Source organism: Bauldia sp. (assembly GCF_020442045.1).
Classification (GTDB): Bacteria; Pseudomonadota; Alphaproteobacteria; order Rhizobiales; family Kaistiaceae; genus Bauldia.
The window spans coordinates 1-19,463 of the sequence record NZ_JAGRLA010000022.1; the positions used below are offsets into that span (position 1 = coordinate 1).

22 protein-coding genes are annotated in these 19,463 nt (G+C 66.3%); 5 read left to right on the top strand and 17 right to left on the bottom strand.

Annotated elements, in window-relative coordinates:
* From KDJ86_RS02405 to KDJ86_RS02420, 4 genes are all read right to left on the bottom strand, one after another.
* The coding region (locus tag KDJ86_RS02405; RefSeq protein WP_291742414.1) for a c-type cytochrome at positions 1–611 on the bottom strand (611 nt) is incomplete at its 3' end.
* Between the two features lie 81 nt (positions 612–692).
* Entirely contained in the window at positions 693–1,964 is a 1,272-nt protein-coding gene (locus tag KDJ86_RS02410) for a sulfite oxidase (protein WP_291742417.1), read from the bottom strand.
* A gap of 116 nt (positions 1,965–2,080) precedes the next feature.
* Positions 2,081–2,881 carry a hypothetical protein gene (locus tag KDJ86_RS02415; RefSeq protein WP_291742420.1) on the bottom strand — a complete coding sequence of 267 codons (801 nt, stop codon included), beginning with the start codon at positions 2,879–2,881 and terminating at the stop codon, positions 2,081–2,083.
* Complete coding sequence (locus tag KDJ86_RS02420; RefSeq protein ID WP_291742422.1) at positions 2,878–3,393, bottom strand: RNA polymerase sigma factor; 516 nt, start codon at positions 3,391–3,393, stop codon at positions 2,878–2,880. The genes KDJ86_RS02415 and KDJ86_RS02420 overlap by 4 nt, the downstream gene beginning before the upstream one ends.
* 264 nt (positions 3,394–3,657) lie before the next feature.
* Between KDJ86_RS02420 and KDJ86_RS02425 the strand changes: the two genes are divergently transcribed.
* A complete protein-coding gene (locus tag KDJ86_RS02425) occupies positions 3,658–4,338 on the top strand; it encodes a CHASE3 domain-containing protein (protein ID WP_291742425.1) in 681 nt (226 codons plus the stop codon).
* 27 nt (positions 4,339–4,365) lie between these two features.
* Here KDJ86_RS02425 and ssb read toward each other — a convergent pair whose 3' ends face one another.
* On the bottom strand, positions 4,366–4,851 hold the full coding sequence (gene ssb, locus KDJ86_RS02430; protein WP_291742426.1) for a single-stranded DNA-binding protein: 486 nt from the start codon (positions 4,849–4,851) through the stop codon (positions 4,366–4,368).
* A gap of 413 nt (positions 4,852–5,264) precedes the next feature.
* Between ssb and KDJ86_RS02435 the strand changes: the two genes are divergently transcribed.
* Positions 5,265–5,564: a DUF1344 domain-containing protein gene (locus KDJ86_RS02435; RefSeq protein WP_291742428.1), complete on the top strand. Its 300-nt coding sequence runs from the start codon at positions 5,265–5,267 to the stop codon at positions 5,562–5,564.
* 9 nt (positions 5,565–5,573) lie between these two features.
* On the opposite strand, the gene ligD is transcribed toward KDJ86_RS02435, so the two are convergent.
* The 9 genes from ligD to KDJ86_RS02480 form a co-directional block, all read right to left on the bottom strand.
* On the bottom strand, positions 5,574–8,162 hold the full coding sequence (ligD, locus tag KDJ86_RS02440) for a DNA ligase D (protein ID WP_291742430.1): 2,589 nt from the start codon (positions 8,160–8,162) through the stop codon (positions 5,574–5,576).
* Positions 8,162–8,992: a hypothetical protein gene (locus KDJ86_RS02445; protein WP_291742433.1), complete on the bottom strand. Its 831-nt coding sequence runs from the start codon at positions 8,990–8,992 to the stop codon at positions 8,162–8,164. The genes ligD and KDJ86_RS02445 overlap by 1 nt, the downstream gene beginning before the upstream one ends.
* 122 nt (positions 8,993–9,114) lie before the next feature.
* Positions 9,115–10,026: a non-homologous end joining protein Ku gene (gene ku / locus KDJ86_RS02450; RefSeq protein ID WP_291742436.1), complete on the bottom strand. Its 912-nt coding sequence runs from the start codon at positions 10,024–10,026 to the stop codon at positions 9,115–9,117.
* A 221-nt stretch (positions 10,027–10,247) separates the two neighbouring features.
* On the bottom strand, positions 10,248–10,694 hold the full coding sequence (locus tag KDJ86_RS02455; RefSeq protein ID WP_291742438.1) for a c-type cytochrome: 447 nt from the start codon (positions 10,692–10,694) through the stop codon (positions 10,248–10,250).
* Positions 10,691–11,986, bottom strand: coding sequence for an RNA polymerase sigma factor (locus KDJ86_RS02460; RefSeq protein WP_291742440.1), 1,296 nt, complete (start codon positions 11,984–11,986; stop codon positions 10,691–10,693). Before KDJ86_RS02460 ends, KDJ86_RS02455 begins: the two co-directional genes overlap by 4 nt.
* Before the next feature lie 61 nt (positions 11,987–12,047).
* On the bottom strand, positions 12,048–12,461 hold the full coding sequence (locus KDJ86_RS02465; RefSeq protein ID WP_291742441.1) for a VOC family protein: 414 nt from the start codon (positions 12,459–12,461) through the stop codon (positions 12,048–12,050).
* Between the two features lie 129 nt (positions 12,462–12,590).
* Positions 12,591–12,959 (bottom strand): YciI family protein, encoded by a 369-nt coding sequence (locus KDJ86_RS02470; protein ID WP_291742443.1) that lies wholly within the window; start codon positions 12,957–12,959, stop codon positions 12,591–12,593.
* A gap of 111 nt (positions 12,960–13,070) precedes the next feature.
* Positions 13,071–13,565: a VOC family protein gene (locus KDJ86_RS02475; protein WP_291742446.1), complete on the bottom strand. Its 495-nt coding sequence runs from the start codon at positions 13,563–13,565 to the stop codon at positions 13,071–13,073.
* A gap of 29 nt (positions 13,566–13,594) precedes the next feature.
* Positions 13,595–14,041 (bottom strand): YciI family protein, encoded by a 447-nt coding sequence (locus KDJ86_RS02480; RefSeq protein ID WP_521085247.1) that lies wholly within the window; start codon positions 14,039–14,041, stop codon positions 13,595–13,597.
* Between the two features lie 93 nt (positions 14,042–14,134).
* Between KDJ86_RS02480 and KDJ86_RS02485 the strand changes: the two genes are divergently transcribed.
* Together KDJ86_RS02485 and KDJ86_RS02490 are read left to right on the top strand one after the other, a co-directional pair.
* Entirely contained in the window at positions 14,135–14,647 is a 513-nt protein-coding gene (locus KDJ86_RS02485; RefSeq protein ID WP_291742449.1) for a putative molybdenum carrier protein, read from the top strand.
* A 133-nt stretch (positions 14,648–14,780) separates the two neighbouring features.
* Positions 14,781–15,467 (top strand): hypothetical protein, encoded by a 687-nt coding sequence (locus KDJ86_RS02490; protein ID WP_291742451.1) that lies wholly within the window; start codon positions 14,781–14,783, stop codon positions 15,465–15,467.
* Positions 15,468–15,491: 24 nt separating this feature from the next.
* Here KDJ86_RS02490 and KDJ86_RS02495 read toward each other — a convergent pair whose 3' ends face one another.
* Entirely contained in the window at positions 15,492–16,007 is a 516-nt protein-coding gene (locus KDJ86_RS02495) for a methylated-DNA--[protein]-cysteine S-methyltransferase (RefSeq protein ID WP_291742452.1), read from the bottom strand.
* Between the two features lie 145 nt (positions 16,008–16,152).
* Here KDJ86_RS02495 and KDJ86_RS02500 point away from each other — a divergent pair, with 145 nt between their 5' ends.
* Positions 16,153–16,434, top strand: coding sequence for a GlsB/YeaQ/YmgE family stress response membrane protein (locus KDJ86_RS02500; RefSeq protein WP_291742455.1), 282 nt, complete (start codon positions 16,153–16,155; stop codon positions 16,432–16,434).
* Positions 16,435–16,515: 81 nt separating this feature from the next.
* Here the strand turns inward: KDJ86_RS02500 and KDJ86_RS02505 are convergent, their stop codons facing one another.
* Together KDJ86_RS02505 and KDJ86_RS02510 are read right to left on the bottom strand one after the other, a co-directional pair.
* Positions 16,516–18,639: a calcium-binding protein gene (locus tag KDJ86_RS02505; protein ID WP_291742458.1), complete on the bottom strand. Its 2,124-nt coding sequence runs from the start codon at positions 18,637–18,639 to the stop codon at positions 16,516–16,518.
* A 310-nt stretch (positions 18,640–18,949) separates the two neighbouring features.
* On the bottom strand, positions 18,950–19,463 hold a 514-nt coding region (locus tag KDJ86_RS02510), incomplete at its 5' end, for an LLM class flavin-dependent oxidoreductase (protein ID WP_367116734.1).

Sequence of the window (19,463 nt, forward strand, 5' to 3'; positions counted from 1 at the left end):
GCCATTCCGTCCGTGTTGAGCGCATCATTGCCCCAGCTCGATCGGACATAGCCGATCACCGCGGCGATCTCGTCGTCGGACAGGAACTCGAACGGCGGCATGTCGCTGTCGAAGGTCTTGCCGCCGACCTCGATCGGCCCGGTCATGCCGTGAAGCAGCACCTTCACCGGGAATTCGGCCGCGAGGAAGAGATCGCTGTTGCCGGCAAGCGGCGGAAAATCCTCGGTCCCCTCTCCGGTCTCCTGGTGACAGCCGATACACTGGTCGCTGAACACCACCGCCCCGTCGGACGGACCGGTCGGCGCCGCCTCCGCAGGTGGCTCGGGCGGCGGTTCGGGGCCGAGATAGGTCGCCAGGTAGTCGAGGATCCGCGCCCGCTGGTCGTCGCTGATCCTCAGGCCGAAACCCTTCATGTTGTCGAGAACGGCATTCCACGCCCGGCGCGGAATGCCGGCCGAATCCACCACCGACTGCAGGTCGTGGCAGGTCCGGCACTGGCCGTAGATGAGGTCGCGGCCGGGTCCCTCGGGCAGGTTGAAGCGGTCTTCGGCGGCATGAGCCGCGGAAACGGATAAGAGGCTGATGGAAAGCAGCCAGGCCAGCCGTCGCACCCTGTCAGGACTCCATCGGTTGCGGGGATCGGATCGGGGGAAGGCCGGGGAAGGCGCCTACGCGCGCCCTCCCCGTTTCGGTCAGGCCGCGATCTCGACGACGTCGAGGCCGTTCCATTCGTAGCCGCGCGGGTTCCATCGCGTCAGCCCGTCCATGGGCTGCGTCCGGCCGAGCGCGTCGGTGGCACGGGACATCAGTTTGTTGGTGCCGGACGTCAGCATCGCCTTCGTCGACCAGTGATGCCACGCCCAGGGGCTTTCCGGCGGCTTGATGTCGGCGCTCATCCAGCTCGCGCCACCATCCGCCGTCACTTCGACGCTGGTGATCTGCGCGAGCCCGTCATTGAAGGCGACGCCGCTGATCTCGACCTCGCCGGCCTTGGCGTTGTCCTCCGGCAGCGGCGAGAAGATCACGCTCTTGATCTTCTGTCCGTAGGTCGGGACGCTGTTGTAGATGGTGTAGTCGTTGGCCTCGAACTGCCCGGGCTCCACCGGCACCAGCGGCATCCGGTAGCCGACCGACTGGAAGGCGCTCGGCGACTGTTCGGCAGCAAACGAAAGCGCCGTCAGGAACTTGACGTTCATGTTGCCGTAATAGCCCGGAATGATCAGCCGGACCGGACCGCCATGCACCGCCGGGATCGGCTCGCCGTTCATCTTCAGGGCGAGGATGGCATTGTCGAGCGCCGGGTCGGACACCGGGTAGCTCTTGGCGAAGTCCGAGCCTTCGAAGGTCGCCGGCTGGTCCCATCCCGACGCCGTCAGCCAGCGCGCGAAGCTGCTCGGCGCGACCTCCTGATCGGCCAGCAGGGGTTTCAGCGGCACGCCTTCCCATTCGATATTGCCCATGCCGCCGTTCTTCCATTGCCCGCCGGCGACCTTTTCCTTCGCCGCGTAGAAGGAGCGGCCGTTGCCGGCGCACTGGATCACCATCACCCGCTTCACCTGGTCCATGCCCTCCAGGTCGGCGATGCTGAGGCTGCGCGTCCGTTCGACCAGTCCGTCGATCGAAATGCGCCAGTCCTCGCGGCGCGGGGCGCCGGGCGGCTCGGTGGTCGCATACCAGCTCGCATCCCCCTCATGCGGGTAATGCAGCCGGTTGAAGAGGATTTCCTTCGGGGTATGGGCGTGCTGGCGGAGAAGGTTGAGCGGCGTCTCCATGACACCGAGCTGGGCATTGAGGATGATCATGTCAGGCGACTTGCCGGCGATGATCTGAGCTGCATTCGGCGCGTCCTCGGCAAGCGCGGTCCGCAGCGCAGCGGGCGACAGACCGAAGCTGAGGCCGGCGGCGCCGGCCAGCAGGCCGAATTCACGACGCGAAACGCCCCTTCCCGAAAGTCGATGTCCCATGGGTCTTCTCCTCCGTTGACGCCGGTGCACCAGCGTTCTGCCGCCCGGCGCGGTGGCGCCGAACGCGGCTGATTACGGAAGAAACGTGCGAGCCCCCCGGTTTATTCCCTCGCCGTCTAGGCGACACAGCTCGCGCTTTTCGCCTTGTTCTCGGCGAGCGCCTGGCGGGTCTGTTCGTCGAAAGGAACACCCGAGCGCGTCGCTTCCTCGACCTCGCGGGCGATGAAGGCCAGCCGGCCACGGTCCATGCCCTTGGCGAAAAGCAGGTAGCCGAGTTCGTCGACCTGCCAGCCATAGGCTTCCTCGAGGCCGAACCTGACCTGCTCCATCTCTTCCGGCAGCCCGCCGCCGGCAAAGACGAAGAGACTGAGATGGCAGCCATGGTTGCCGCGATAGCCGATCTGCAGCAGATGCTCGTCCGCCTGGCCGCTCACCGTCACCCGCTCGATGGTCAGCTTGGCGCTGGAGAGATCCGGGATCACCGGCACGCGGCGAAACTGCGACAGCGCCGCCATCACCACCGAGGGCGGCGCCTCCGACAGCGCTCCGCTGTCATTGGCGAGCCAATCGTCATGGAGGTCCCGCGCCGCGACGATGGCTGCGTCCGGAAGCCCCGTCATGGGCTTCGCCGGCATCCAGAGCCACGCCGCCCCGATCGCGACCACCGCCAGCACCGCTGCCGCGACCAGCCCCCTGTAGGAGCGCCGCGGCCGCTCGCGGATCAGGTCGCGCAGATCGTCCGGAGCCGCCGGCAGCGCCTCGGGCGTCACGCCCTTCAGCCGGTAAAGGCAGGCGATCTGGTCGGCGATCCGCGGGTCGTTGCCGGCCGCCTCGGCCACGGCCGCCGCTTCGCCGGAGGCAAGCGCCCCGTCGACATAGGCATTCAGCGTCTCCCATGTCGGCGCTGCGCGCGTCATCGCATCCCGCCTCTCGCACGGGTGATAGGCGTCACGTTGTCCGCTTCCATCACTGCCAGCAGCGCCTTGCGCGCCCGCGAAACACGACTCATCACCGTCCCCTGCGCCACGCCCAGCACGTCGGAGGCCTCCTGATAGGAGAGCCCGACGAAATCGACAAGGGCAATGATCTCGCGATGTGGGGCAGGCAGCCGCGCGACCGCGAAACGTATCGTCAGCACGTCGATGATGCGGCTGTCCCCGCACCAGCCGGCGTCGCGATCGTCCGGTTCGTCGAGATCGGGATCGAGCTCCGTCTCCTTGCCCGCTCGCCGGCAGCGGTCGATGAAGGCGTTGCGCAGGATGCGGAACAGCCACGCCCGATAGGCCGGCTCGTCGCGCGGCACGCGGCCGGCATCCAGCGCCCTGACCGCGCATTCCTGCACCAGGTCGCGCGCGGAGTCGGCGTCCTGGGTCAGCGCATAGGCGAACCCGTAGAGCCGTTCGAGATAGGCTTCGATCCGCGCCCGCAAGGACGGCCTCCCTCGCGATGTCTCCCGCCGACGACAGTCCGGCACCGCGTCTTCGGCAAGGTTCGGGCCGGCCGAGCATGCTTGTCAAGCATATTGGCCGTGCGGACCGGGAATCGCCGCTGACGCATCCGGCACCGGCCCTCCGCTCCGGTCGTTGGTTGACCGGCGCGGCATCGAACCGCGAAACTCCCTTCCGTACGAGGCATGACTGCGGACATTCCGGGCGGCATCCGCCTTGTCCAAGGTCCCGGCACGGGCGGAGCAGTGCGGTTCCCCAAGGCTTTTCGCGGGCTGTTTTCCTGGGTCACGGTGGCCAGCATGCTGCCGATCGTGGTGGCGGTGCTGGCCAGCGGCTATATCACCTACCGCTACAATCGCGTCGTCACCGAAACGCGCGAAATGGTCGAGCATTCGCTGCGGGTGACCACCGCGATCGATGACCTGATGATCGACCTTCAGGATCTCGAGACCGGCCAGCGCGGCTATCTGATCACCGGCGAGGACACCTACCTGGAGCCCTTCGAGACCGCCCGCGGACGCTTCGAGGCTGATCTGGGCGCGCTCGACAATCTGATCGCCGACAACCCCGCCCAGACCGCGACGGCCGGCAGGATCGCCACGCTGGCTCGGGCGAAACTCGACGAGCTCGACGAGACCATACGGGTTCGGCGCGACGAGGGCTTCGCCGCCGCCCGGACGATCGTCGCCGACGATTCCGGCAAGGCGCTGATGGACCGTATCCGCGACGCGGTCGCCACGATGCGCGGCCACGAGCAGGACCTGCTGACCGCCAACACCGACCGCATGCGCCGGACAGAAAAGCGCGTGGTCGTCGTCGTCGCAATCGGCATCGGGCTCAGCCTGCTCGGCCGGCTCGCGGCGACGCTGATCCCGATCTTCTGGCGCGCCCGCCTCGGAGACAGCCGCGAAACCGATGCGGAGTGAGGGTGGCGGGCTGTCCGCCGGCGCCAGCTAGAACGGGATCTCGTCGTCCAGTTCCTCGGCGTAGGAACCGCCGGAGCGGCCGCCGCCGCCACCACCCGATGACTCCATCGGCGAGGAGCGGCCGAAATCGCCACCGCCGCGCTCGCCGCCGGCCCCCTCGCCGGCCCGGTCGAGCAGCGTCAGGTCGCCCCGGAAGCGCTGGATCACGACCTCGGTCGTGTAGCGGTCCTGCCCGCTCTGGTCCTGCCATTTGCGGGTCTGAAGCTGGCCTTCGACATAGACCTTCGAGCCCTTCCGCAGATATTGCTCGGCAACCTTGGCGAGGTTCTCGTTGAAGATGACGACGTTGTGCCACTCGGTGCGTTCCTGGCGCTCGCCGGAATTCTTGTCCCGCCAGCTCTCGGAGGTCGCGATGCGCAGGTTGACCACCGGCGCGCCGGAATTCAGCCGCCTGACTTCCGGATCGCGGCCGAGATTCCCGACCAGAATGACCTTGTTGACACTGCCCGCCATCGCTTTGACCTTTCTCCTGTCCCGCGCATCGCCCGCCTGGCGCCCGAATGGTCGCCCGCTCCGGATGCGCTGCGCAATCTCTCGACCAGCCTACGCCGTTTCTTGGCAGCCGTTGCCGGTTTCTCGGTGGCTGGGCGCCGTAGCCACGGCTTATCCACAATGTTCTTTTTATGTTCTCACAGGCTTTCGCGTGATGCAAGCCGGTTTTCAGCGCGCCGCGAATACGGGAATACGGCAAATTCCCGGCATTTCCGCCGTTTGCGTATTTATCTTTTTTTCCCTTGGGTCTCGCGTGCATCGGTCGTAAATCATCGCGCGATGGAGACCTCCCGGATGGTGACGAATCATCCCGGGCTTGCTCGCATGGACAGCCGGCGGCGATCTCCGCCGGAGTGATTTAGGGAACGATCCGCATGAAACGCATCTTTGCTTCGGCGACGCTGGTTGCCGCCCTGACCGTCGCGACTGCTGGCGCCGCCTCCGCCGAGGAAGACATCGGCAAGGTGAAGACCTTCGATGCCGCGAAGCACGAGCTGACGCTCAAAGGCAAGAAGAAGACCGATATCGTCTATTACCTGCCGGCCGATTTCAAGGATCCGGGCCTGAAGCCGGGCGTGCGCGTCGCGATTACCTGGACCATGCAGGACGACAAGCACATGGCGAGCAACGTCGTCCTGAAGCCGAAGCCGGCAAAGCCCGCCAAACAGAAATAGGGCGGGCGCTCAAGCCCCCTTCAGCCGCTCCAGCGGCAGCGCCTGGTCGACGTCGAAATAGCCTTCCCACGGGTCGGCCTTCTGCCGCCTGAGCAGCGCGGCGGCAGTCTCCACCGTCGCCGAGCGGGCGTCCTTCAGCCGCGACAGCGCCTGCCACGACACCGGCCAGGCGACCGGTGCGCCCTTGCGCGCCCGTGGCGAGAAGGGCGAGACCGCCGTCGCCCCGCGGCCGTTCCGCAGGTAGTCGATGAAGATGCGGCCGGTGCGCTTCGCCTTGGTTGCGACGGCGAGATATTTGTCAGGCTCGTCCGCCGCGACCGTGCGTGCCAGCGCCTCGGCGAAGGTCTTGACCTCTTCCCAGCCGTAGCGCGGGGCGAGAGGCGCGACGACGTGGATGCCCTTGCCGCCGGTCACCATCGGAAAGGTCTCGAGTCCGAGCAGCCGAAACCTCTCGCGCATGTCGCGCGCCGCCGCCCGCACGGCCGTGAAATCCATCCCCTCGTCCGGGTCGAGGTCGAAGACCAGCCGATCCGGCCTCTCGATCGTCTCGTTGTGGGAGCCCCAGATGTGGAGCTCCAGCGCTCCCATCTGGACGCAGGCGACGAGGCCCTTCACGTCCTCGATGTAGAGATAGAGGTCGCTGCCCTTCTTCTCCTTGATCCGGATCGGCTTGAAGGCCTTCGGAAAGCCGGGCGAGGCATGTTTCTGGAAGAAGCAGTCGCCATCCGCCCCGTCGGGACAGCGGACGAGGCTCAGCGGCCGGTCGGCGACATGCGGCAGGATATGGTCGGCGACCGTCAGGAAATAGGCCGCCAGCGACCGCTTGGTGATCCCCTGGCCGGGGAAGATGACCTTGTCCGGGTGCGTGACCCGGACACCCTCTATCGTTACCGCCTTGTCGTCCCGGACATCGTCGATCATCACGATCTCGCTCGCTTTTGCCGCCCCCTCGCCCCCGGCCGCGGCCTTGCGCCCGCGTGCCGCCTTGGCATCGCCGCCCACCATTTCCGCGACGACGCCGGCCGCCGCCTTGTCCTTGCGCAGCCCCTTGAAGCTGCCATGGCGGATCGCCCCCTCGTCGGTGAAGCCGCGAAACGCGATCTCGGCCACCAGTTCCGGTTTCACGAAACGTGCATTCCCCCGCACGTCAGCCGGTATGTCGGCGGCCGGTGGCGTCTTGACCTGCCGCTTCTCCAGCTCCGGCCACAGGTCCGCCAGCTCCCGCTCGCCGAAGCCGCTGCCGACCCGGCCGCGATAGGTCAGCTCGCCGCCCTCGCGTATCGCCACCAGGATCGAGGAGAACGGCCGCGCCTTCACCGTCGACGGCCGCCAGCCGATGATGATGAATTCCTGCCCGTGGCCGCATTTCGACTTGAGCCAGCTCTTGCCACGGTCGGAACGGTAGCGCGCGTCCGCCCGCTTCGAGACGATCCCCTCGAGCCCCATCCCGCAGACCCTGGCGAACATGTCGCCGCCATGGCCGGCCACGTGATCGGAATAGTAAAGGGGACCGGAGCGCGGCTGGTCGGCGAGCAGGTCCGCCAGGCGCTGCTTTCTTTCCAGCAGCGGCAGGCGCTTGAGGTTCTCGCCGTCAAGGCTGAGGATATCGAAGACATGATACTCGATCCCCCGGCCCTTCCCTTCGCCAAGCGCGTCCTGCAGCGCGCCGAAGTCGGTGCGCCCGTCCTTGTCGGTCACCGTCACTTCGCCGTCTAACAGCGCCGCGCGACATGGCAGGTCGAGCAGCGGCCGGACCAGCGGGCGGAACCTGTCGGTCCAGTCAAGACCTCGCCGGGTATAGATCACTGCCTCCCCGCTCCCGACCGCGGCGATTGCCCGGTAGCCGTCATACTTGATCTCGTGGATCCAGTCGTCGCCCTGCGGCGGCGCGTCGACCAGGGCGGCAAGCTGCGGCGCGATGAACCTCGGCAACGCGAGCTTCGCGGACGGCTTTCCCTTGTCCGCCTTGCCGCGCTTGATGTTGAAGCCGGAATTCTTCCATTCGACATTGCCGGCGGCGATCTCGGCCATCGTCCGGCCACTTCGCACGCTGGTCATCGCGCGTTCGATGATCGGCTTCTTCTCCTCGCCGGCCAGGGCGTCCTTTTCCTTGATCAGCAGCCAGTTCTCGTGCTTCGAGCGCTCGCCGCGTTTCGGCTTCATCCGGACCAGCACCCATTTGCCGCGCAGCCGTTCGCCATGGAGGATGAACTTGAAATCGCCCTTCTCGAGCGCCGCCTCGGGATCGCCGATCGGCTCCCAGGTCCCCTCGTCCCAGAGCATCACCGTGCCGCCGCCATACTCGCCCTTGGGGATCGTCCCCTCGAAGTCGCCATAGTCGAGCGGGTGGTCCTCGACATGGACGGCGAGCCGCTTGTCCTTCGGGTCGTAGCTCGGCCCGTTCGGCACCGCCCAGGAGAGCAGCACGCCGTCGAGCTCCAGCCGGAAGTCGAAATGCATCCGCGTCGCGTCGTGCTTCTGGATCAGGTAGCGATGCCCGCCGGCCGGCCGCCGGGCGCCCTCGCCGCTCGGCTCGCTGGTCCTGCGGAAGTCGCGCTTTTCCCGGTAGGTACCGAGCCGCTCCGAGGCCTTCGCCATCAGGGTCCCGCCTCGCCTTCGTCCGCCGCGGGCAGATCGCGCCGCCCGCGCAGCACCCGCCATCCCATGTAGATGACCCCGGGAATGATGACGATCAGCAGTCGGAACACCCCGGTCGGGCTCAGCATTCCCGCAAGGAAGGCGACGATCAGGGCGATCGCCATTATCGCGAAGACCGCGGTCAGGAGCTTCGCCCAGATCGTCTGGTAGAAACCCGGGCGCCGCTCGATGACCGGCACCTTGCCGCCCACCGCCTGCCCTTTCGCTCCGGCTCCCGTCTCCCTGCGCTGGCCGGCGGCGAGCGCCTCGAAGATATCCGCGAAGTCGGCGAAGGCGTCCTTGCCCAGCATGTCGGTAATGACGATCCGATAGGGCGGCCGGCTGACGGCGAGTTTCAGGCTTTCGACTTCCTCGGCCCGGTAGCGCGCCCAGTCGCGGTCGCGCCTGTAGTAGCGGATCTCGTCGAAGCGGAAGGATTGCTCCCGCCCTTTCAGCCCGAAGACACGCGCGGCAAGCGGCCGGAACGAGCGGTTCAGTCCCTCGTTCGTCAACGTGTAGCGCATGTCGCCGGTGCGAAAGCCGTATACCAGCATGATTCCGCCGATCAGCCCCGCCATCGGCACGAAGAACGGGGGACTGAATGCGACGGTGACGGACATCGCGAACATGCCGGCGACGGTCGCGAACAGGATGGTCCGTCCCGGACGGCCGATGAAGCCGCGCGTCTGCAGGCTAACCAGCACGTCCGGCGCGCCCGGCCCGGCGATGCAAGCCGCCTTCGGCGGAAACGCTCCGGCGGGATTTTCGTCGTCGCGATCGGCGGATGACATGGGCGACAACCTATCAATGCCCGCCGCCTGGGCAAGGGAAACCCGGTGCGGCCCGCCTCAGCCGGCGCTGTTGCGCGCCGCCCGGAATCGGCGGCGCCATACTCACCCGTCCCGGCTCGACCTCAGGCCGCGCGCCGGCCGCGCGTGCCGCCCTTCTTGGCGGTCGACGCCTTGCCGGAAGAGGACTTGCTGGCGGGTGCCTTCTTGGTCGCCGGCTTCTTGGCGGACGCCGCCGCTTTCTTGGTGGTCGTGGTTCTCTTGCCGCCGACGCTCTTCTTCAGCGCCTCCATCAGGTCGATGACCTTGGCGCCGATCTGCGGCTCGTCGATCGATTCAGGCGGCCGGTTCTCGATCTTGGCATCGATCAGCTCGCGCAGCGCCGCCTCGTAGGGGTCGCTGAACGCTTTCGGATCGAAGGGCTTGGCCTTGCGCTCGATCAGTTCCTCGGCCAGCGACAGGAGCTCCTTGTCGGGCTTCGCGTCGGGAACCTCGGCGTAATAGGCGTCCGGCTTGTGCACCTCGTCGGCATAGCGGAGCGTCTCGATCATCAGCCCCTTGCCGCTCGGCCTGAGCGCCACGAGGTTGGAATGCCCCCGCGCCACGATGTGGCCGATGCCCACCTTGCCGGTTGCCTCCAGCGCGTCGCGCAGCACGACATAGGCTTCGCCCGCCGTCTCGTCATCCTCCGGCGAGACGTAATACGGCTTGTCGATGTAAAGCAGCTCGACCTCGCCGGCGTCGACGAACTGGATCAGGTCCAGCGTCTTCTTCGCCTCGAGCTTGACGTCGTCGATCTCGTCCTCGGTGACCAGGACATACTTGCCCTTCTCCACCTCGTAGCCCTTGACGATGTCCTCGGGCGCGGCCTCGCCGACGCCCGGCACCACCTTCTGGTAGCGGATGCGCTTGCCGCTCGGCTTGTGGATCTGGTTGAAGCTGATCCGCGCCGCCGACTTGGTGGCGGGAAAGACCTGGACGGGAATGGAGACGAGCGCCAGCCTGATCTGGCCCTGCCAATACGCGCGCGCGGCCATGGTATCTCCTCGTACGCCTACAAACGCCGGAACAAGGGGTCTGTTCCTATCCAAACCTTCACTTTATGCCCGTTGAACCTAACGGACAAATAACATTCGCTCGATAATATTTGTTCTTGTTGTGTTCTATACTTGGAACCATCGGCATCCGCAACGCGGCGCCTCGGCCACTTCCACGTGATAGCGCAACGGATTGCGGTCGCCGGCCATGCGCGCCGCGCCTATTGCGCCGCCCCTTCCGTCGCGGCGGCGACGAGGTCGACCGGCGACGCGCTGTTCTGGTTGAGATAGGCGATCAGGTTGGCCCGGTCCTCGGGCTTCGGCAACCCGACAAAGGCCATCTTCGTCCCTTCCACGACCTGCCGCGGATTTTCGAGGTAGGTGAACAGCCGGTCGACGGTCCATACCCCGCCGAAGGCGGCCATCGCGTCGCTGTAGGAATATCCGTCCATGGAAGCGACGGGCCGGCCGATCACGCCCCACAGGTTCGGTCCGACCCGGGTCGGGCCGCCCTCGTCGATCGTGTGGCAGGCCTTGCATTTGTTGAAGATGCGGCTCCCTTTGCCCGGGTCGGCATTGGCGAGGAATTCCGCCGGCGATTGCGCGGCGGCGGCGCCGATCCCGAGTCCGATCACCGCCAGACCGGCAGCCAGATATCTCATCTTCATCCCGTCCTCTCCGTCTTCAAAGTCGGCATCCGTGCTTCGCTTGCCTTCACCGCGCGCGCCAGAAGCATCGCCCGCTCCCGGGCATTGCGGGTCATGTCCGCCGCCCTCAGGAACTCCGCTTCAGCCTCGCCGTGACGCCCGAGCTTCTCGAGCAGGTCGCCGCGGACGCTTGGCAACAGGTGATAATCCTTCAACGCCTTCTCCTCCAGCAGGCCGTCGAGGCGGGCGAGCCCGGCTTCCGGTCCGAAGGCAAAGGCGACGGCGACCGCCCGGTTGAGGTCCACCACCGGCGACGGCGCGATCTCGCAGAGTGCCGCATAGAGCGCCGCGATCCGCACCCAGTCGGTCTCCTCGGGCGTCCGCGCCCGCGCATGACAGGCGGCGATCGCCGCCTGCAGCAGGTAGGGCCCCGGCGGATCGGCGATCGCCTGCCCGCGCTCCAGCGCCGCGAGCCCGCGGCGGATGAGAAGCCGGTCCCAGCGCGCACGGTTCTGGTCGAGCAGCAGCACCGGCTCGCCATCGGCTCCCGTCCGGGCGGCAAAGCGTGAGGTCTGGATTTCCATCAGCGCGACAAGGCCGTGCACCTCGGACTGATCCGGCGTCAATTCGGCCAGGATGCGTCCGAGGCGAAGCGCCTCCTCGCAAAGCCGGGGCCGCATCCAGTCGTCTCCGGCCGTCGCCGCATAGCCCTCGTTGAAGATCAGGTAGATCACCTCGAGCACCGAGGCGAGACGGGCGGTCATCTCCTCCCCGCGCGGCACCTCGAACGCCACCCCCGCCTCGGCGAGCGTCCGCTTGGCGCGCACGATCCTCTGCGCCATGGTCGGCTCGGAGACGAGGAAGGCCCGCGCGATCTCGTCGGTGGAAAGGCCGCCGAGCAGCCGCAGCGCCATCGCCACGCGCGCCTCGGCCGAAAGCACCGGATGGCAGGCGACGAAGATCAGTCCAAGCAGGTCGTCGCCGACGTGATCGTCAAGAGCGATCGCGGGATCCGGCGTCATCGCCTGGTCCTGTTCGAGCCCGTAGGCGATTTCCTCGTGTTTCCGCTCCGCCATCTTGTTTCGCCGGAAGCGATCGACCGCCCGCCGTTTCGCCGTCGCCATCAGCCAGGCGCCTGGATTGTCGGGAATGCCGGCCTCGGGCCAGGCCTCGAGCGCCGCGACCAGCGCATCCTGCGCCAGCTCTTCGGCGAGGCCGACATCGCGCACCATCCGCACGAGGCCGGCGACGAGCCTGGCTGCCTCGATTCTCCAGACCGCTTCGATCGTCGGGCGGATATCGGTGGTCGACATGACCACCGATAGACCACTTTCGATTCAGCCGCGCAAGCGGACACGCGGGCGCACGCGATCGTCAGCCCTGCGGCGCCGGCCCGTTGACCATCCAGCGCACGCCGAAGCGATCGATCAGCATGCCGAAGCCGGTCGAGAAGAAGTTCGGCCCGAAATCCATCTTGATCGTTCCGCCCTCGGCAAAAGCGTCGTAGACGCGCCTCGCCTCCTTCACGTCGTCGAACTGAAGGGACACGTAGACGCTCTGGATCGGCTCCTGGAAGGCCGGCGGCGAGTCCGACGCCATGATCACGTCCTCCCCGAGATCGAGCGCGGCGTGCATGACCTTGTCCTTCCAGTCCTCCGGCACATGGGCTTCGGCCTCGGTGCCGCGATGGGTCATCATCGCGGTGATCTTCCCGCCGAGGACGCCCTGGTAGAAGGTGAAGGCTTCCTCGCAGTTTCCCGTGAAGAACAGGTAGGGATGGGCACGCATGCTGGTCTCTCCTTTTCCGCTTTCGTTATCGGCTTGCCGGGATGTGCCCGATGACCGATCGCAGGGACGACGAACCGGCGGCGGCGGGATCGACAATGCGCGAACGAAAAAATGGAGGGCGAACGAAAGTCAGTCCTGCCGGGCGCCGTCCCAGCACGGGCCAAGCTCGCGGACCTCGACGATCGACCACTCAGCCGCCGGGCATTCCCCGGCGATCGCCACCGCCTCTTCCCGCGTCTTGGCCTTGAGCAGGAAGAAGCCGCCGATGATCTCCTTGGCCTCGGCGAAGGGGCCGTCGACGGTCGCGTTCTTGCCGCCGCGTCGGCGAACCCGGACTCCGGTCTCGTCGGGCGTCAGCAAGGATTCGGCCGAGGTCAGCAACCCGCGTGAATCGAGGCCAGCGGCGAAGGCGTGCATGACCTCGTAGCGCCGCTGGCCCTCCTCGGCGTCGACATCGCGTTCGCCCGGCTGTTCGACGATCAGCAGCATATACGACATGAGAGCCTCGTCCCGCGGTAGTTGCGCGTCCTGCCTCCTACGCCTCTCCCGGGTACAGGGCAAGTCCGCCGAGCCGGCTGGCGGAACCGGCATCCAGCGCGGGACGAAAGGTCAACCGCCATTGAACGCCGCCTCGAGACGGGCGATGTCGAACTTGACCTGCGACATCATCTCCTCGGCGACCCGCTTCGCCTTTTCCCTGTCCGGATCGCTCATCATCTCGCCAAGCGCCGTCGGCACGATCTGCCACCGCACGCCGTATCGATCGTTGATCCAGCCACAGGCCTGCGGCTTGCCGCCATTCTCGAGGATGGCGTTCCAGTAGCGGTCGAGTTCGTCCTGCGATCCGCAATTGACCATGAAGGAGATGGCGTCGTTGAAGGGGTGATGCTCACCAGCGCTCATCGCCATGAAGGCCTGGCCGCGAAGCGTGAAATTGACGACGACGACCGAGCCCGGCGGGCCGCTCGGGGAATCCGCCGCCAGCGACGAGACGCTGTCGATGCGGGAATCCGGAAAGACGCTCACATAGAAACGCGCGGCCTCCTCCGCCTCGCTGACGAACCAAAGGAAGGGAACGATTGTCTGGGTGCCGGGGTCGGTCATCGGATTGCCTCTCTCTGTCGTTCTTCCGCTCAGCCGTCCCGGCCGAGCGCCTGTTCGTTGGCGCGGTGGTGGTCGATCGCGGGACCCTGCTCGAAATCCTCCAATTCGAAGAACGGGCGGATCTCGATCTCGCCGTCGCCGTCATAGGGATTGGGGCAGCGCCGCGCCCATTCGACCGCCTCTTCCTTCGACTTGGCCTGGAATATCCAGTAGCCGGCGATCAGTTCCTTGCTCTCGGTGAAGGGACCGTCGATGACCGTCCGCTTGTCCCCCTCGAAGCGGATGCGGGCGCCTTGCGAGGTCGGCTTCAGGCCCGCGCCATCGAGCATCACGCCCGCCTTCACCAGTTCCTCGTTGTAGCGGGCCATCGCCGCCAGCATCTCTTCGGAGGGCATCTTGCCCGCTTCGGTATCCTTCGTGGCCTTCACGATCACCATGAAACGCATCGTCGTCTCCATCTGTTCGGGTTGGCGCAACCGCGGCGCTCCGTCACCATGACGAACGGCACGAGCCTGGATCGACACGAGGCCCGATTTTTTTCTGGCCGATATCCGAACGGGAAAAGATATATGAAGATCGTCTCGGGTGGACAGACCGGTATCGATCGCGCGGCGCTCGAGGCCGCCGTGGCCCACGGCCTTTCCGTCGGCGGCTGGGTCCCGCATGGAGGATGGGCCGAGGACCGGCCGGTCCCGCCGGGGATCTGCGCCGACTATCCCTCGCTGAAGCCGACCCCGTCGGCCGATCCGGCCGAGCGCACCGAGTGGAACGTTCGGGACAGCGACCGGACGCTGATCCTCGTCACGGCGGCCGGGCTCGCCGCGTCGCCGGGCACGGCCGTGACGGCGGCCTTTGCCGGACGCTACGACCGTCCCTGCCTCGTCGTCGATATCGGGCAACCCGACGCCGCGGATCGCATCGCCCGCTGGCTCGCGGAGGCGGGTCCCGAAACCGTGCTCAACATCGCGGGACCGCGCGAGAGCGAGGCGCCGGGCATCCACGCCGCGGCTGCCGCGCTGCTGCGCGACGTGCTCCCGGCTTGGCGCCGCCTCCTGGCGGTTTCGCGCGACGCGATCCGCTGAGCCGCCACTTCATCTGTTTCAGTCCTGCTGATGATCCGGACAGGTGCATCGACAAAGGTCCGACATATCCATTGACTCAGGGACAATCGCGGCGTTCCAATCTGCTTCCTGTTGGACAGCATGGGCGTCCTCCATGCCGATGTCATGGCTCGCGGGAGTCAAACGCGCGGTATCCGTTCTGGCGGCAATGTCGGTCTTGCCGCCATCGGCCCCCGCCGCCGACATCGAGGCGCTGACCCGCGCGCTCAACCGGACAATTCCCGAGGATACCCTGGTTGTCCGGCTTGTCGGGCGGATCGACAGCGTCACCGCGGACGAGCTCGCCGCCGCCTGGTCGGCCCGGCCGGACGGCATCGACCGCCTTCTCCTCGATCTCGAAAGCCCCGGCGGCAGCCTCGCCGCGACCGAGCAGGTCATCGCGGCCTTGGGCGCGATCCGCGCCGGGGCCAGGGTCGATACGCTCGTCCGTCACGGCGCGATGTGCGCGTCGGCCTGCGTCGCGGTCTTCATGCAAGGCGAGGATCGGGCCGCCGGCGGCGCCAGCGTCTGGATGTTCCACGGTGTCTGCTACGCCGACAGCAACGTCCCGTCGCTCAGCCAGACCGGCCGTTTCCTCGATCTGCTCCGGGACGCCGGCGCATCCGAGGATTTCCTTTGCCGGCTCGAGGACGAAGGCTTCGTGACCACCGCCGGCAAGCTGTGGATCAGCGGCTACGAGCTCTACCACGTCTACAAGGCGAATGTGATCACCCGCCTGCTCGAGCCCTGGCGTCGCGAGTCGCCGATACTGCCCGAGCGCATGCCTTTCGCGCCGCGCTAGCGACCCTCGATACCGATCCGGTCTTCAAAGCGGCAGCCTTGTCCGTTCGAGCACCAGCAGCCGTTCCTTCTGCACGGTGCCGCCAAAGGCCGAGAATCCGCCGAGCTTGTCGCCGCTCGCCAGCACGCGATGGCATGGCACGATGATCGGCACCGGGTTCATCGCCATCGCCCGGCCGACGAACCGCGCGGCAGCCGGGGAGCCGATCCGCCTGGCGATCTCGCCATAGGTCACCGTGTGCCCCCACCCCACCCGTCGGGTTTCTTCATAGACCTGGCGGAGCGCGTCGCTCGCCTCCGACAGGTCGAGGGCGACGGCCGAAAAATCCACCTCCTCCCCGTCGAAATAGCGACGCAGGTCGGCGATCACCCTTGCGATCTCCGCCGGAACGCCGCCGTCGCCGGCCGCCGCGCCGGCTCGCGCCATCCGCGCCTCGGCTGCCGAGCGGTCGGCCTCGGGCAGGTGCATCGCCGTCACCGCGGTCCCGTTCCAGGCGATTCCGCAAGGCCCGAAAGCAGTGTCGAAGAATGCGTAAGCCATTGTTCCGGATGGCATGAGACAATCGCATCAGAATGGCCGACGGTCCTTTGCCGGCGATTTATTCGGATCGTCAAACGGTAGAATGTATCATACCCGGGTGCGTATTGAGTCGAACCTGAACCTTGAACGAGGGGTGGAGAATTCCATGGACACGGCAGTAGGCGAAGGTACGAACATCATCGTTGCGATCATTATCTGGATCATTGTCGGCGGCATTGCCGGCGTCCTGGCCGCCATGGTGGTCCGGGGCGCGGGCTTCGGCCTCGTCGGCGACGTCATCCTCGGCATCATCGGCGCGGTGGTCGCGGGGTGGCTCTTCCCGGTGCTCGGCATCGATCTCGGCGGTGGCATCATCGGCGCGATCATCTCGGCGGCGATCGGCGCGATCATTATTCTGCTGATCGTCAAGCTGATAAAACGCGCCTGACCGGCACGGCCATCGGCGCAACGCCAGCGAGCCGGCGGCGAACCACCGCCGGCTTTTTCATTCGCCGACCGCCGCCCGGCCTCAGATGACGAAGTCGCCGACCTCGAAGTCGTGGTGGTCGATGACCGCCTTCTTGTCGACCTTGGCGAAGAGCACCTGCTTGGTCCCGCCCTTGCCGTCCTCGTCGTAGAAGATCTTCTTCCCCTTGCGGATGATGTGGTCGTTCTTGTCCTGGGCTTTCGCGCCCTCGACAAATTCCTTCTTGCCGACCTTGGCCCCGACCGCGGCGAACTTGTCCTGGGCGAGGAAGAACGTGTCTTTCCCGTGCTTGAACTTCACGACCTTGTCGGCATTGGCCTTGGAGAGATCGTCGGCGAAGACGAAGACGTCCTTGCCCTTCCTGCCGAGCAGCTTGTCCTTGCCGGGTCCGCCGGACAGGATGTCGTCGCCGTCCCCGCCGTCGAGTGTGTTCCTGCCGGCATTGCCGACCAGCGTATTGGCAAGGCCGTTGCCGGTTCCGTTGATGTCGGCGGAGCCGGTCAGCACCAGCTTCTCCAGGTTGTCGCCGAGCGTGTAGGCAATGCTGGACTTGACCGTATCCGTCCCCTGCCCCGCGCTCTCGATCACCTTGTCGCCGGCATTGTCAACCACATAGGTGTCGTTGCCGGCCTTGCCGCTCATCGTGTCGGCGCCACCCTTGCCGTCGAGGATGTTGTTGCCCGAATTGCCGGTCAGCGTATTGGCAAGGCTGTTGCCCGTTGCGTTGATGTCCCCGGAAGCGGCCACGACGGCGACCGGTTCGAGCAGCGTCAGGTTCTCGACATTGCTCCCCAGCACGAACGACACGCTGGACTTGACCGTATCCGTCCCCTGCCCCGAGCTCTCGATCACCTTGTCGCCGGCATTGTCGACGATGTAGGTGTCGTTGCCGGCCCGGCCGCGCATCTCGTCGGCGCCGGTGCCGCCGTCAAGCGTGTCGTTTGCCCCCTGACCGAGCAGCGTGTCTGAACCGCCGAGCCCGTTGACCGTCGCGCCATCCTTCCGGCTGGTCAGCACGTCGGCGCTGCTCGTCCCATTGATCGGGCTGGTCCGTGGATCGAAGATCGCCGCCTGCACGTCGAAAGGAGCACCGGACAGGTAGCCGAAGATGACGCGCCCGTCGCCGAGCGATGCGACGGTAGGGTCGGTTTTCGTCCCACCGGAACTGACGTCGAATTCCGACCCGACCTTGTTGCCTGAGGCGTCATACCGCTGGCCCTGCACGGTCCCGCCATCTATCCAGGTGACCAGGAAGCCACCATCTTTCAGCGCCGTGACGTCGGGCTGATACTGTATTCCCCCCGTGGTGGTGTTGACGATGAACCCGGTCGCCCCGCCTTTGACGTTATTGTATTCGTTATCGAACACACCGGCCTTGATACCGACCCCACTGCCGTCGTTGCCCGTTTGCCAGACCGCGACGAATCCGCCACCGGCAAGCGCGGCGATCTGCACATCCGAGGCATCTTCCGGATCGAGCGCATTGGCCTGGACGCCCGGACCTGCCACCGGGAGCCCCGCCGCTGTGAAGATTTTGTAGTCCACGTCGTGATCGCCCGTGCCGACGTAGTTCTGGTATGCGACCACATAGTTGCCGTTCGACAATGTGGCCGCCTCGGCGACAATCGATTCGACATCGCCTGAATCGAATATCGTGAACTCGCTGCCGACCGAGCCACTCGAACTCACCTTCCGGCCGACCACATCGGAGGTGCCGTCCAGGTTCTCTCGGACAAAGGTGACGAGGAAAGAGCCGTCGCTCTGCATCGCGATCGAAGGCACCGAGACGTCGTTTGCGGCAAACCCCTGGATCGTGTCGCCGCCAATGTGGTTTCCGCTGCTGTCGTAGCTATCGAAGAAGATGCCTTGTGACGCCGCCGCTGGCGCGGAGCGATAGACCGCCGCGAATCCACCGTCCGGCCTGCTTGCTATAGCAATCTGGAGGTCGTTGCCGGTGTCGCTCTCCTGGTTGACCTGGAACGACCCGCCGATCTTGTTGCCCTCGGCGTCGTAGATTTGCCCCAGGAAGTCGCCGAGCTCATTATAAATCCCGACGTACCGGCCAAGCCCGACGTCGGCAAAGACCATTTCGGTCTGAAAGTTGTCCGTCCCTTCCGGCGGATTGACCTGAAACTGTGACGTCCACACCGTCGGTGTCGTGACCATGCCTGCTCTCCCCCTGCGATAGACCCTCGCAAGGCTGCGAGCAGTCATGGAACAAACGAAGCGGCGCTCGTCATCCTCGGGACGGCGAGCGCCGCGTCACAGTCAGCATGGCGCAGATGATGCCGGCATGACAACCGCAAGCTGCACCAGTAACCGTTTGTTGAATTAACCCCATCGAGACCGCCGGTTCACGCCCAAATACCGGGCAGGCGGTGACGCCATACCTTCCCCGCTGCCGCCGCCGTCTCTTCGACGCAGGCCGCGCCCCCCTTCCGACCGCGGTCGCGCCGCCCCCCGCTCCCGCCCCGCCTCAGCGCCAGCCGAGGCCCGGCGCGACATGGGTCAGGATCGCCTCGATGACATGGGCGTTGTAGTCGACGCCGAGCTGGTTCGGCACGGTGAGGAGCAGCGTATCCGCCTCGGCGATCGCCTCGTCTCCCTTCAGCTCCTCGATCAGCCTGTCGGGCTCGGCGGCGAAGGAGCGGCCGAAGATCGCCCGCGTGTTCTCGTCGATCATGCCGATCTGGTCCTGGCTCTCGCCGCTCCGCCCGAAATACATCCGGTCCCGCTCGTCGACGAGCGCGAAGATCGAGCGGCTGACCGAGACCCGTGGCTCCCACTTATGCCCCGCCGCCTTCCAGGCGTCGCGATAGGCGCGGATCTGCTTCGCCTGCTGGACGTGGAACGGCTCGCCGGTCTCGTCGAATTTCAGCGTCGAGGATTGCAGGTTCATGCCCAGCTTCGCCGCCCATTCGGCGGTGGCGTTGGTCGCCGAGCCCCACCAGATGCGTGTCCGAAGCCCCTCCGAATGGGGCTCGACCCGC

Bases quoted from the DNA above. Each gene is read 5' to 3' on its own strand.
- KDJ86_RS02410 (WP_291742417.1), bottom strand. From the start codon at position 1,964: ATGGGACATCGACTTTCGGGAAGGGGCGTTTCGCGTCGTGAATTCGGC.
- KDJ86_RS02415 (WP_291742420.1), bottom strand. From the start codon at position 2,881: ATGACGCGCGCAGCGCCGACATGGGAGACGCTGAATGCCTATGTCGAC.
- ssb (WP_291742426.1), bottom strand. From the start codon at position 4,851: ATGGCGGGCAGTGTCAACAAGGTCATTCTGGTCGGGAATCTCGGCCGC.
- KDJ86_RS02435 (WP_291742428.1), top strand. From the start codon at position 5,265: ATGAAACGCATCTTTGCTTCGGCGACGCTGGTTGCCGCCCTGACCGTC.
- ligD (WP_291742430.1), bottom strand. From the start codon at position 8,162: ATGGCGAAGGCCTCGGAGCGGCTCGGTACCTACCGGGAAAAGCGCGAC.
- KDJ86_RS02445 (WP_291742433.1), bottom strand. From the start codon at position 8,992: ATGTCATCCGCCGATCGCGACGACGAAAATCCCGCCGGAGCGTTTCCG.
- ku (WP_291742436.1), bottom strand. From the start codon at position 10,026: ATGGCCGCGCGCGCGTATTGGCAGGGCCAGATCAGGCTGGCGCTCGTC.
- KDJ86_RS02455 (WP_291742438.1), bottom strand. From the start codon at position 10,694: ATGAAGATGAGATATCTGGCTGCCGGTCTGGCGGTGATCGGACTCGGG.
- KDJ86_RS02460 (WP_291742440.1), bottom strand. From the start codon at position 11,986: ATGTCGACCACCGATATCCGCCCGACGATCGAAGCGGTCTGGAGAATC.
- KDJ86_RS02465 (WP_291742441.1), bottom strand. From the start codon at position 12,461: ATGCGTGCCCATCCCTACCTGTTCTTCACGGGAAACTGCGAGGAAGCC.
- KDJ86_RS02470 (WP_291742443.1), bottom strand. From the start codon at position 12,959: ATGTCGTATATGCTGCTGATCGTCGAACAGCCGGGCGAACGCGATGTC.
- KDJ86_RS02475 (WP_291742446.1), bottom strand. From the start codon at position 13,565: ATGACCGACCCCGGCACCCAGACAATCGTTCCCTTCCTTTGGTTCGTC.
- KDJ86_RS02485 (WP_291742449.1), top strand. From the start codon at position 14,135: ATGAAGATCGTCTCGGGTGGACAGACCGGTATCGATCGCGCGGCGCTC.
- KDJ86_RS02490 (WP_291742451.1), top strand. From the start codon at position 14,781: ATGCCGATGTCATGGCTCGCGGGAGTCAAACGCGCGGTATCCGTTCTG.
- KDJ86_RS02495 (WP_291742452.1), bottom strand. From the start codon at position 16,007: ATGGCTTACGCATTCTTCGACACTGCTTTCGGGCCTTGCGGAATCGCC.
- KDJ86_RS02500 (WP_291742455.1), top strand. From the start codon at position 16,153: ATGGACACGGCAGTAGGCGAAGGTACGAACATCATCGTTGCGATCATT.
- KDJ86_RS02505 (WP_291742458.1), bottom strand. From the start codon at position 18,639: ATGGTCACGACACCGACGGTGTGGACGTCACAGTTTCAGGTCAATCCG.